The 12,956-nt window shown below is 41.6% G+C and carries 12 protein-coding genes and 1 riboswitch; of the genes, 3 read left to right on the top strand and 9 right to left on the bottom strand.

Going from position 1 to position 12,956, the window contains the following annotated elements; all coding sequences use genetic code 11:
* The first annotated feature begins 2 nt into the window (after positions 1–2).
* Positions 3–1,244, top strand: a complete 1,242-nt coding sequence (locus tag KFT32_RS08670; protein WP_211746745.1) for a cation:proton antiporter — start codon at positions 3–5, stop codon at positions 1,242–1,244.
* A 39-nt stretch (positions 1,245–1,283) separates the two neighbouring features.
* Positions 1,284–2,189 carry a YitT family protein gene (locus KFT32_RS08665; RefSeq protein WP_211746744.1) on the top strand — a complete coding sequence of 302 codons (906 nt, stop codon included), beginning with the start codon at positions 1,284–1,286 and terminating at the stop codon, positions 2,187–2,189.
* Positions 2,190–2,288: 99 nt separating this feature from the next.
* Here the strand turns inward: KFT32_RS08665 and mqnC are convergent, their stop codons facing one another.
* The 4 genes from mqnC to metA all read right to left on the bottom strand — a co-directional run bounded on the left by mqnC (position 2,289) and on the right by metA (position 6,856).
* The gene (gene mqnC, locus KFT32_RS08660) at positions 2,289–3,428 is read right to left on the bottom strand and encodes a cyclic dehypoxanthinyl futalosine synthase (RefSeq protein ID WP_211746743.1); all 1,140 of its coding nucleotides are present in this window, start codon (positions 3,426–3,428) and stop codon (positions 2,289–2,291) included.
* 129 nt (positions 3,429–3,557) lie between these two features.
* Positions 3,558–4,727: an aminotransferase class I/II-fold pyridoxal phosphate-dependent enzyme gene (locus KFT32_RS08655; RefSeq protein WP_211746742.1), complete on the bottom strand. Its 1,170-nt coding sequence runs from the start codon at positions 4,725–4,727 to the stop codon at positions 3,558–3,560.
* Positions 4,720–5,907, bottom strand: coding sequence for an aminotransferase class I/II-fold pyridoxal phosphate-dependent enzyme (locus KFT32_RS08650; protein ID WP_211746741.1), 1,188 nt, complete (start codon positions 5,905–5,907; stop codon positions 4,720–4,722). Before KFT32_RS08650 ends, KFT32_RS08655 begins: the two co-directional genes overlap by 8 nt.
* A 28-nt stretch (positions 5,908–5,935) precedes the next feature.
* Complete coding sequence (metA, locus tag KFT32_RS08645) at positions 5,936–6,856, bottom strand: homoserine O-acetyltransferase MetA (RefSeq protein WP_211746740.1); 921 nt, start codon at positions 6,854–6,856, stop codon at positions 5,936–5,938.
* A 144-nt stretch (positions 6,857–7,000) separates the two neighbouring features.
* A riboswitch (SAM riboswitch) is annotated at positions 7,001–7,127 on the bottom strand.
* Positions 7,128–7,548: 421 nt separating this feature from the next.
* On the opposite strand from metA, the gene corA reads away from it, so the two are divergent.
* Entirely contained in the window at positions 7,549–8,484 is a 936-nt protein-coding gene (gene corA, locus KFT32_RS08640) for a magnesium/cobalt transporter CorA (protein WP_211746739.1), read from the top strand.
* A 169-nt stretch (positions 8,485–8,653) separates the two neighbouring features.
* On the opposite strand, the gene KFT32_RS08635 is transcribed toward corA, so the two are convergent.
* From KFT32_RS08635 to KFT32_RS08615, 5 genes are all read right to left on the bottom strand, one after another.
* Entirely contained in the window at positions 8,654–9,658 is a 1,005-nt protein-coding gene (locus tag KFT32_RS08635) for an HRDC domain-containing protein (protein WP_211746836.1), read from the bottom strand.
* A gap of 161 nt (positions 9,659–9,819) precedes the next feature.
* Positions 9,820–10,701: an ROK family protein gene (locus tag KFT32_RS08630; RefSeq protein ID WP_211746738.1), complete on the bottom strand. Its 882-nt coding sequence runs from the start codon at positions 10,699–10,701 to the stop codon at positions 9,820–9,822.
* Positions 10,702–10,722: 21 nt separating this feature from the next.
* On the bottom strand, positions 10,723–11,331 hold the full coding sequence (locus KFT32_RS08625; RefSeq protein ID WP_211746835.1) for an MOSC domain-containing protein: 609 nt from the start codon (positions 11,329–11,331) through the stop codon (positions 10,723–10,725).
* Between the two features lie 229 nt (positions 11,332–11,560).
* Positions 11,561–12,457, bottom strand: coding sequence for a 5'-3' exonuclease (locus KFT32_RS08620; protein ID WP_349304883.1), 897 nt, complete (start codon positions 12,455–12,457; stop codon positions 11,561–11,563).
* A 130-nt stretch (positions 12,458–12,587) separates the two neighbouring features.
* Positions 12,588–12,947, bottom strand: a complete 360-nt coding sequence (locus KFT32_RS08615) for an arsenate reductase family protein (protein WP_211746737.1) — start codon at positions 12,945–12,947, stop codon at positions 12,588–12,590.
* Positions 12,948–12,956 lie beyond the last annotated feature (9 nt).

The following is a 12,956-nucleotide window of genomic DNA, read 5'->3' as shown; positions in this document are numbered from 1 at the left end:
CGATGGATCATTTAGTACTTGAAGTCGGTTTGGCAATTGCACTTATCGCGGCTGCCGGACTGATTTCCTCGAAACTGCGGTTTTCCGTCATACCCTTCTATATTTTAATTGGTATGGCGGTAGGACCGCACGCCGCACAGATATGGCATCTTGATTTTCGTTTTATTGAAAGTGAACCTTTAATATCATTCCTCGGACGTATTGGTGTTCTCTTCCTGCTTTTCTATCTAGGACTCGAATTCTCAGTGGGACGACTCATTAAATCAGGAAAATCCATTGCGATTGGCGGAAGTATATATATAGGAATTAACTTTACGCTTGGACTCATCTTAGGCTTCATGTCAGGTTTCCCAGTAGCAGAAGCGCTGATTATTGCAGGGATTACCACGATCTCCTCCAGTGCAATTGTCGCCAAAGTACTCGTTGATCTGAAGCGAACAGCGAATCCGGAAACCGAGATGATTCTTGGAATTATTATGTTTGAAGATGTATTCCTCGCCGTATACATTTCCATTCTTTCAGGACTTGTTCTCAGTGATTCCTCTTCGATCGGCGGAGTCATTGTAAGTGCCCTGATTGCGCTTGGTTATATGCTCGTCGTTATCATTGTTGGACGAAAACTCGTTCCTTTGCTTAATAAATTGCTTAACATCCGTAATAATGAATTATTTGGCCTCGTTATCTTTGGTTCATTATTCCTCGTTGCAGGTTTCTCTGAAACCATTCACGTTGCGGAAGCCATCGGTGCCCTTCTCGTGGGACTGGTTCTTGCGGAAACAACTCACGCGAAGCGTATCGAACATTTGATTATGCCATTCAAAGATTTCTTCGGTGCCATTTTCTTCTTTAGTTTCGGATTATCAATTGATCCGTTGGCACTGGGTGGAGAAGCAGTGTGGCTAGCCCTTATCGCCGTTATCATTACACTTATTGGTAATTTCGTGGCCGGAATGCTTGCTGGACGAAGTGCGGGACTTTCTACTAAAGCTTCATCTAATATCGGGCTTACTATCGTATCCCGTGGTGAGTTTTCCATCATTTTGGCTAACATGGCTCAAGCGGGAGGACTCATGGCGATTATCCAGCCGTTTGCTGCAATCTATGTATTGATCCTTGCCATTTTAGGGCCACTGCTTACAAAAGAATCGAAACACATCTATCGTGCACTCGATAAAGTATTCAAGTTCAAAGATTCAAAGAAGAAACCAAGATCTGAAATGTTAAAAGAAAAAACAATCGAATAAATATTGAATCAAAAGTATGAGTTACAAGGAGGAACCAAGATGAACCAGCCTCCACACTCAATTCAATCCCCTTCTGTCAAACCATCCATAAAAATATGGATGAAAAAATTGCTACTTGTGATACTTGGGGGAATTCTTGCTTCCATTGGGCTCGAATTATTTTTGCATCCAAATCAATTAATTGTTGGTGGTGTGACAGGAATCTCTGCCATGTTCGCCTATCAAACTGAGATGAGATTAGGATTGTTTTTATTTCTTTTTAATCTGCCTTTTATACTTCTTTCTTACCGAAGGGTACAAAGACAATATGCCATCCTGACCGTTCTTGGGCTGGTTGTCCTATCGCTCAGCTCCCTTATGCTCCATTCTTTACCTGCTCTCATTGAACACCCACTGCTAGCAGCGGCTGGCGGTGGATTGTTCCTTGGGATTGGGATCGGGATGGTCCTCTATGAAGGAGGAACGCTCGATACTTTGGCGATAAGACCGGTAGATCATGCGAAAGTAAATGGAAGTCGCAATAAATATCGGCTTGAACGAATAATTATGGTTGTGAACTTACTAGTGCTTACCGCAGCAGGTATTACTTTCGGAGCAGAACAAGCGATGTATTCTATCGTTGCCTATCTTATCGCTTTTGAAGGTGTTCATTTTTCATTAAGGGGCTTTACCTTTAATCGTAAAATATGCATTGTCAGCGTGGAAAAGCAGCGGATTGAACAATCGATCAAGACTCGTTTATACCGAGAACCAGAATCCCATCATCAAATCATGGAAATACCAGGTCAAAGCACAGATGAAATAGAACAACTACCTGTGCTTTATTACAAAATACACCTGTTTGAGTCTCGCCGAGTCAAATCGATTGTACGCTCTGTCGATCCTCACGCTAGTATTTTGTTCGATACAGATATGGATACCGTTGTAGAACACACATCAGATTAAAAAAAGCCCCCGGATCAAAAGTTCCGGGGGCTTTCTTATAGAGCGCACAACATTTCTAAAATGCTGTGCGCTTTATTTTTATAACCAAAAATAAAATAATTAGTTCTGCATGACAAAATCATTCTCTACTAAGCTATCCGGACCATCAAAAACACGAAGTATTTCGTATTTCGTATTTCGTTGAGCAGGTATATTCCCTGTCTCACGAATCAGTTCCAGAATCGATTGGATATTTACTTTATGTGTTGCACCGGCAGCAGATACGACATTCTCTTCGATCATTGTGCTACCGAAATCGTTACAACCATATCTCAAGGAAAGTTTACCGACTTCAGGCCCCATTGTTACCCAAGAAGACTGAATATTTTTAATGTTATCGAGGAACAAACGACTGATCGCTACCGTTTTTAGATAAGCTTCAGGTGTTTGACGCTCTAATTTGAGATTTGTGTTATCTGGCTGGAATGTCCATGGAATAAAGGCAAGGAACCCCTCTGAATCATATCCATTCTGAATACACTCGTCCTGAGCATCACGAACACGTTGTAAATGTAGTGCCCGTTCTTCCATTGTTTCACCGAGGCCAATTACCATAGTAGCTGTAGTGTTCATTCCAATCTTATGTGCGGTTTGCATTACGTCCATCCAGTCACGCCAAGATCCTTTTAGACGACTAATTTTTCGGCGAGTTCGGTCATCCAAAATCTCCGCTCCTCCGCCGGGAAGAGAATCAAGACCTGCTTCATGAATTTGGCGAACAACTTCCTCAAGAGAAAGCCCGTCCGATACTTCTTTCATTTTCATGATCTCGGCTGGCGAGAAGGAATGCATTGTAATATTAGGGAATCGTTCCTTAATACCACGAAGCAAATCGGTGTAGTAACTGAAAGGTAAATTCGGATTGGTACCACCCTGCATTAGAATTTCAGTTCCGTCAACCTCTTCGGTTTCCTTGATTTTTTGAAAAATCAGCTCGTCCGGTAATACATACCCTTCATCAGAACCGGGTCTACGATAAAACGCACAAAAACGGCAGTATACGTCACACACGTTGGTGTAGTTAATATTTCTGCCTATAACAAAGGTGGTGATTGGTTCGGGATGCATCCGTTTCGTAATGACATGGGCTGCTTCACCTATTTTTTCAACTTCATCAGATTCAAACAAAGCAATTGCGTCTTCTACATTTAGACGCTCACCATTCAACGCTTTATTTAAGATATGGTTCACCGCGCTCATACGGCAGCCTCCCTTATCGTTAGGAATGTAACAATAATATGAATATTGTCTTGTCTATCGTAACATATGATCCATGTGAAAAGAAGCACCTAATCTTAGCATGCTTCTTTTCACAACCCCATTTCGTTATTAGGAAGAAGATAACGCCTGGTCCAAGTCAGCAATTAAATCATCAATATCTTCAAGTCCAACGGAAAAACGAAGCAGACCATCCGTTATTCCTCTCTCTAGTCTGAAGTCTTTTGGCATTGCAGCATGAGACATCATTGCCGGGTAAGATAATATACTCTCTACCGCACCTAGACTTACGGCAACAAGCGGAAGACGAACTTTATTCAGAACAGCTTTCGCTCGGTCTCCAGAGCCTACATCAAATGACACAACCGCACCGTAGCCGGTAGACTGTTTCTCATGAATTTCTCGTCCCGGATGATCCAGTAGTCCAGGATAATAAACAGCAGGGTTATCAGAACGATTCGTTAGCCATGCCGCAAGTTTCGCAGCACTGATCTCAGAATGAGCCATACGTGCTCCGAGTGTCTTCATCCCTCTCATCAATAACCAAGATTCTTGTGCCCCAAGTACGGTTCCTAGTCCATTTTGAAGTTGTTTTAACTGCGTACCAATGGCTTCCGTTCTTGCAACAGCGAGACCAGCAAGTACATCACTATGTCCACCGAGAAATTTAGTTGCACTATGTAGAACGATATCTACTCCCTGCTCTATCGGCTTTTGATAATAAGGTGTCATGAACGTATTATCAAGCAGCGTGAGTAGTCCTTTTTCCTTCGCCCATGCGGTAATCCCAGCCACATCTGTAATACGTAAAGTCGGATTCGAAGGAGTTTCCATATAAACCGCTTTGGTATTCGGACGATAAGCGGCTTTTACTTTTTCCAGATCTGTCATATCTACAAATGTAGTCTCAATATTCATCCGTGTTAAAATACTGCTTAGTAACCGATACGTTCCTCCATATACGTCTTCTGTCGCGATCACATGATCCCCTGCAGACAAAATCATGAGTGAACTTGAAATCGCAGCCATTCCAGAAGAATAAGCAAAGCCGCGCACTCCACCTTCTAAAAGAGCAATATAGTCTTCTAGTGCCTGCCGCGTTGGATTTCCCGAACGGCTGTAATCATGGGTTGGAGGTGAAAAAATATCATGGTGGTGAAACGTTGATGCTTGATAAATAGGGACGCTCGAAGCGCCGGTTGTTTCATCAATCTCTGCTCCAAAATGCAGTAGTTTGGTGTCAAATTTATAGGTGTTATTATTATTTTCTTTCTTAGCCATGTACCGCACTTCCTTCCAATTCTACGATCGCCAAGTTAAATGCATTGTCCAAGTCCTGAATGATATCATCAATATGTTCAATTCCTACCGAGAAACGAAGTAATCTATCATCAAGTCCTACTGCATTACGAATTTCTTCAGGAATATCAGCATGAGTCTGCACAGCAGGATATGTCATAAGCGACTCTACACCGCCCAAGCTTTCTGCAAAAGCAATGAGTTTGATATGTCTCAAAATCGGCTCTACATATCGGCCTTCTTTCACTTTAAAGGAAAGGATACCTGTATTTCCGCTGGACTGGCGATTCTGAACCTCATAGGAAGGGTGATCTGGCAAGGCTGGGTAATATACGTCAGTAATGAGTTCATGAGAAAGCAGAAACTCTGCTACTTTTGTTGCATTATATTCATGGCGTTCCATACGAAGAGCAAGCGTCTTCATTCCACGCATGAGCTGATAGCTGTCGCTTGGAGATAATACGGCGCCGATGGAATTGTGTAAAAATGCGATTTCTTCAGAAATTTCTTTTCCTTTCGTAACAATAAGCCCTGCCAATACATCGTTATGTCCCCCGAGATATTTGGTGGCACTATGCATAACAATGTCTGCACCAAGTTCAAGCGGCCGCTGAAAGAAAGGAGTAAGCAACGTATTGTCTACAATGGACAAAATTCCATGTTGTTTAGCCCATGTACAGACTTTTTCAATATCCGTAATCATCATAAGCGGATTGGTTGGTGTTTCAATAAAGATCGCTTTCGTATTGTCTTGCCGTACTTTCTCCAGTGCATCTAGATCATTCGTATCCACGTAGCTTGCCGTTACTCCATTCTTGGACAAGATCCGTTCTACAAGACGATAGGTCCCACCGTATAGGTCAAGTGAAATAATCAGATGATCTCCCTGCCCGAACTTGGCAAAAATCGTCATGATTGCTGCCATACCTGAGCTGCACGCAAAACCTGCATCCCCCGATTCCAATTCCGCCGCAGCTTCCTCGAGTACTTTCCGAGTTGGGTTTGTTGTACGAATGTAATCAAAACCCGTGCTTTGTCCAAGCTGTGGATGTCTAAATGCAGTCGATTGATAAATAGGAAAATTTACGGCCCCTGTCACCGGTTCCTTGACTGATCCGATTTGTGCTAGTTTGCTTTCTAATCTCAGTTTGTTCACTTCCATAGCGTGATGTCCCCCTCATAGATAAAGACTAGATTTGTGGTCCAATGTTGTCGTAAGGCGTTGCTTGGTAAACATAATAGTTGAGCCAGTTCGAGAACAAAAGATTCGCATGTGCTCTCCAGCCGGATAACGGTACCTTGTTAGGATCATCATTCGGGAAGTAATTGTTAGGCAATTTCACATCTAACCCTTTTTCCTTATCGCGATCATATTCCCACTTTAATGATAAAGGATCATATTCGGAATGCCCAGTCACAAAAATCTGTCTGCCATCTTCGCTTGCAACAATATATACGCCCGCTTCTTCCGACTCTGATAAAATATCGAGTCCTGCTACTTTCTCTATATCTTCTCGGCGTACTTCGGTATGACGGGAATGCGGAGCAAGGAATAACTCGTCGAATCCCCGGAGCAATTTCACATGCGATTTACTCAGTGTGTGTGGAAACACACCGAAACATTTTTCGGGAAGTGCCACTTTAGGTACGTTAAAATGGTGATACAGCCCTGCTTGGGAAGCCCAACAGATATGCATAGTAGAGGTGACATGCGTTTGGGACCAGTTAAAAATCTGCTGGATTTCTTCCCAATAAGTCACTTCCTCAAATTCCATCTGTTCTACAGGAGCACCCGTAATAATCAATCCGTCAAATCGCAAATCCTTTACTTCATCAAAGGTTTTGTAGAACATATCGAGATATTCCTGTGATGTATTTTTGGAAACATGCGATTTCGGATGAATTAACACTACATCCACTTGAATAGGAGTATTTCCGATAAGTCTAAGTAATTGAGTCTCGGTCGTCTCTTTCGTAGGCATGAGGTTCAGTATACCAATACGTAAAGGCCGTATATCCTGTCTGTATGCATGAGTTTCATCCATTACGAATATATTCTCGCTCGCGAGAATTTCTTTGGCTGGTAAAGCATCAGGAATTTTAATGGGCATGGGTATTCCTCCTTAAGAACATTTTGTCAGAATAGAGTGAGAGGTTATTAAGGAAGCGAATTCATTCATCCACGGAAGATAAACAAAAACGACCTATCTCATTATATCGAGAAAGGTCGTCTATCCGTATACGATAATGCGCCTCTCTCATCTCTCAGTTGCGTTCCATGCCTAATATGGCATAAAACGACCGCAAGAATTAGCACCGTGCGTTCACACGCCGGTTGCCGGGTTTCATCGGGCTAGTCCCTCCACCTACTCTTGATAAGATTTCGCTTTATTCAATTTGTAAATAATAATTGTTAAACAATACTGTATAGCATGAAGCATCTATTCGTCAAGATCTGGATTTATAATGAATCTTTGGAAACAAGGTACATCTATGAAAATTCGGACATAAGATAAGCCATCCACATTTATAGCTTGATTGCTGAAAAAGACCACGTTATACTAAGAATCAATGTCAATTTAAACATAATGGGGTGACGAAAATGGAAGGCGACCCGAGGCCTGACTGGCAGCCGAATGATAATAACAGCATAGGATGTACCATCAGCTTGCCGGCTAACGGGACGCGTAATTCCTGATGTCTACCTTTTTTTCGTATTCGTTACCGGCACTGATGTTCACATTCCTTAGTTATTCAGCTTGTCCCGCTTAAATTCCGGGAGTTTACTTAAGGAGTGGTTCGAATGAAAATTAGATTTGTTAACCAAGGAGTTTTTACTCCACTTGATAATATTGAAGATACACTTACTCCACCTGAAGAAGGTTTTTACTGGATCGATGCTGATGTAGACGATCTTGCGATCCTTCAACCGTTATTCCACATGCATGATCTTGCTGTAGAAGACTGTTTGAGTGATGAAGAGCAACGTCCGAAGTTAGAAATCTATGAAAGTCACTATTTTATTGTTGTAAACAGTATTCGTTTTGACGATGAGGAAATATTTTTGCGTGCGGTCAATGTTTTCCTTGGAAGACATTATATCATTACGGTAACGAAGCAAAAAGTGAATGAGCTGCGAACGCTGAAACCTATTCTTTGGGAACAAGAGGTTAATTCTCCAGACCGATTTTTATATCTGCTTATTGACTCCATCGTAGACAACTATTTTACAGTAGGTGATCGGCTCGAAGCACGGATTGAGAAGCTGGAAGAAGATATTCTCATGCACACTAAGAAAAGTCATTTGAGTGAAATTATAGGTCTGCGAAGTGAGATTTTATGGCTTAAAAAGGGACTTGGACCTCAAAAAGAAGTAATCAATACACTCAATAAAAAGGATCTACGCCTGATTGATGATCAGCTACAGAAGTATTTTAGCGATATCTATGAGAATGCAGTAAAAATATCTGAAACCTTTGACACGTACAGAGATCTGATGGGGAACTTACGAGAAGCCTACCAGTCTAGTATCTCCAACCGGGCCAATGAAATTATGCGTGTGTTTACGGCGATAACAACCGTGTTTATGCCGCTGACGCTCATTACCGGGATTTATGGGATGAACTTTACGAATATGCCAGAGCTTGATTATAAATATGCTTATTTTATTGTCATTGGTATTATAGCGGCACTTGGGATCACAATGTATCTAATTTTCCGCAAGAAGGATTGGATTTAACATCTCCACCTTCAGTTCATCAAATCTTCATCTTCTCTTCATGTGAAAACCATAAAAAAGGTCCCTCATTTACTTTGAAGGACCTTTTTTATATGTAATGATGATATTACACTTTCTCACCTTGAACTCAAAAAAAGATGTCCAATTATGTATTGTAACTCCCCTTTCCTTATCCTACCTGCCTGCTGGATTCCGTCTGTCTTCGATATCGAATACGAACCATTCTAAGTCGCTCATATAGTTGATCAAGAGGGCCCATTCCTGTAGGATCTTCACCATATACCTTGTGTAGTATCGGTTTTAAGAAACTTGTCCCAAGCTCATCATATGCATTCCAGATCAGTTCCTGCTCATCATCTGTCATCCAAACGAGTTCTTTAGCGATTAGAATTTCTGTATCATACCCACTCTTCTCAAGTTCTTCCAAAAAATCAACCAGCTCTCTGCGTCCAAGCCCAGAAATAGTACTGATCTCATCAAGGGACTGTCCACTGGTTATTCCTGTTAAGACCGATTTCTTGAGATTGAACTTCTCAAGTTCCTGTTTATACTTCTGCTCTTTTTGTTTATAATTCCAAGACTCATATTCCTCTTCCTTAAGCTCAGTATATACCCAGTCTAGTGGAAAGCCGTGTGCTCTCGTTTCTTTTGTCGTCATGTCGAGTATTTCCTGACCATATTCAGCCGTTTTGTTCTCACCTACCCCAGGTAATTCTCGCAACTCCTCCAGGGTGAAAGGTACAAAGGCACTAATCATTCGTAGCAAGCGATTGCTTGCAATAAAATAAGGAGCTTTACGTTCCGTTGATGCCTTTTTTCTCCTCCAAGCACATAAAGCTTGATATAATTCCTCTCGGCCATATAATTCACTATAACATTGCAGCTTCTGTGTATTCAGACTCCTCTGTTTGTATTCTTCTGTTTCATGAAAAATGCCTTCAATGAGTGGTCTATAACCCTCGCTCATCTTAATTGCTAGCTGAAAACGATAAATATGCATCATCTCATTCCAAGAATCGCCTTCATACCAAATATCGACCTGATCCTCACCCATCGTGTTGCTACTCCATCCAAGCTGCCACAAATCTTCTTCTTCACCAATCCATAATTGTGCATACTTTGCTCCACTCGTCTCCGATGTAGCAGACAATTGGTTCATAAATACAATTTTCATTTTCATGCTTGCCTCCTTTCAAAATCAGTTCAGCATCTAGAATAAACACAAAAAAGCACCCCTCCCACATATCCATGTGAGAGAGGTGCTTCCTCAAGTAATTCCGTACTGTTCTGTTATCAATCACTATACCATAAATGGTATATATTACAATAATAATTTTACGCTTCTTCCAAAGCCAGCTTAGCCAGGGCGAGTGAACCGCAAATACCAGCATTGTCCCCAAGCTCCGGATAGACTACATATTCGTCAATGTTTTCGATGATGCTAGGGTGCTGTACATAACCCGCCAAGAGGGACTTCAATTGACGTCTTACCTCAGGGAATAATTGCTCCTGCTTCATAACACCGCCGCCCATAATAATCTTTTGCGGGGAAAGGATAAGTACATAGTTGACCAAAGCTTGAGCTAGATAATAAGCTTCCATCTCCCAAGCAGGGTGATCAACAGGTAATTCTACACCTTGTTTTCCCCAACGTTTAAGGATCGCAGGTCCTGCTGCAATTCCTTCCAGGCAATCGCCATGGAATGGACAGAAACCTTCAAACGTATCATTCGGATGACGTCTTACACTAATATGTCCCATTTCAGGATGTGATAGTCCATGAACCATCTGTCCATCAACAACGGCTCCAGCACCGATACCTGTACCTACCGTAATGTAAATACAGCTGTCCAGACCCTTTGCAGCACCCCAAGTGTATTCACCTAGTGCGGCTCCATTTACATCCGTATCGAATTGCATTGGCACATCAAAATGCTCTTTGAGCTTCCCAATGATATCATACCCGCCCCAAAACGGTTTAGGTGTAGTGGTAATATGTCCATAAGTAGGACTATTTTTAATTGGATCAATCGGTCCAAATGAACCTACACCAAGTGCGTCAAATTGTTTTCCTTCAAAAAATGCAATGACTTGGGCCATCGTTTCTTCAGGGGTTGTCGTTGGAAAACTTACTCGTTCAATCACTTCACCCTGTTCATTTCCGATCCCACATACAAATTTTGTTCCTCCAGCTTCAATAGCTCCTAATACACGCACATTAACACCCTCCGTATCGTTCTAAGTTGAGATCAATTTTGCCAATCTCTTATTCAGCGTAGATTTCCAGCTATCTGCTAGCGTATCCACAGAAAGAAGCCTCTCTATCGCCTGAATATCTTGTTTGCTATGATGCATGATGCGATTGGCTTCCATCACACTTACGCTTCCACTTTCTCTGGAAGTAAGAACAAGTTCATCCTCAGCAGATACATGACCTTCTTCAAGAACACGAAAATAATATCCTGTAATTCCTGTAGTCTGAAACTGCAAGGGAAGCTCTTTACAGTTGTATTTCACACCTAGCTTAAAACATGGAACACGGGGTTGACTCACCTGAACCGTTGACTCACCGAGTTTCAATATATCACCGATATGTATGTCCTGCTCATTGCATCCGGATACGGTAATATTCTCACCGAATGCCCCAGGCTTCAAGGTTTGTTCAAGAAAAGTTTCGTAATCAGGATAGGCAAGATAATTAAACACGCATACTGCTTTATCTACACCGCCATGGTGTACCTGATCCGCTTGCTCGTCCCCTACAAATCCGGTTTTCGATAAGTATGTACTTCCTGGTACAGGATGTTTATATATTGCTGAGTAAAAATCCTGTTTGCCATTCTCCATCCGAGTCTTAATTCCAATATTTAGAGACACAAGCTGATATGAAACCGACTGTATATTACTCAAAATTTTACGCCCCCACTTCTTATAAATAACCAAGAAGTCCTGTAATCGCTTTACTATATTGGCACAGGCTTTATATAATAATCACCCGAAATTACTTTTAGGTCAATGCCTAAATTCACAAAAAAAGGATACGGATAAGAAATTACCCGTATCCTATGCAAAGTTTCTAGCTAGTGGCAACTCCGATAAGGGAGCATAGACTTTTCATTTCAAGTTCTTCGAATTTAGCAATGACCTGATGGTGGTCCAGACTTAGAATGCAACTTTCCAGCGAGCAAGCAACAGGAACTTCCAAATGAATCTCAGCCAGTTTTCGCGAGAGATGTAACATTTCCATGTCATTCTCAATCTTCTTACGAATGGAAGGACTAAGTTCATCCATATGCTCGAGAATTCCTTCGATGGATTCATATTCCTGAACGAGCTTCATGGCTGTCTTCTCACCAATGCCCCTCACACCAGGATAATTATCACTCGCATCACCCATAAGTCCCTTCATATCAATGATTTGACGAGGACGTAGTCCTTTCTCCTCATACAAGGAATCAGGTGTGTACACTTTGTAATTGCCATGTCCTTTTTTCATAATAATAACACTGGTGCGGTCATTAACGAGCTGGAGAAGATCGTGATCTCCAGATAAAATCATCACGTTCATATCCAATTCTTCGTTATATGAACGACTTAATGTACCGATGCAGTCGTCTGCTTCAAATCCAGAAGCACTAATATTAGGGATTCCGAGACTGTCCATAACTTCTTTGATCATCGTAAATTGTGGAATCAGATCATCTGGAGCCTCCGGACGATTACCTTTATATGCAGCATAGTGCTCGCCTCGGAATGTACCTCCGCCCAAATCCCAACAGCATACTACATGTGTCGGATTAAAGGTCTGAACTGCATCCCAAAAATAACGAATAAAACCGTATACTGCGTTGGTAGCTAGGCCATCTTTGGTTCGACGAATATATCCACCTGAAGCTGTTGCAAAATACGCACGAAATAATACGGCCATTCCGTCAACTATCAATACCGATTGATCTTTTGTTTCATTACTCACTTATGATAACGCTCCTGTTCTATTCCATACCTATATTTAAACTACCTGTATTATAGCACAGGCTAGCGCAGGTTTGGGGGTAAAACAATGGAAACACTACGATCGTTATTGATGAAGATCTGAAATCTCGTTAAGACCAAGTTTGCTGAAATTGTTCTTCCTTAAAACCAACGGTCACTGTGCTTTCATCCGTCACAATCGGGCGTTTAATCAACCTGCCATTCGAAGACAGTAGCTTCAGTTGTTCCTCTGAACTCATTTGTTTCAGTTTGTCCTTTAGGTTCATTTCCTTATAAACTTCTCCACTTGTGTTAAAGAACTTTTTCAGTTCAAGACCACTATTTTGGACCAGAGATGCTAATTCATCTGCAGTAGGCGGCTCTTCAAAAATCGGGATCAGCGTTAGCTCATGTCCCGCTTGTTCCAACCATTTCACAGCTTTGCGGCAAGTACCGCATTTAGAATATTGATATACTTTTAGTTTACTCATGCCATTTAA

The organism is Paenibacillus sp. Marseille-Q4541 (genome assembly GCF_018310695.1).
Classification (GTDB): domain Bacteria; phylum Bacillota; class Bacilli; order Paenibacillales; family Paenibacillaceae; genus Paenibacillus.
Note: the sequence above shows the minus strand (reverse complement) of the source record. Positions and strands in the feature narration are given on the sequence as shown.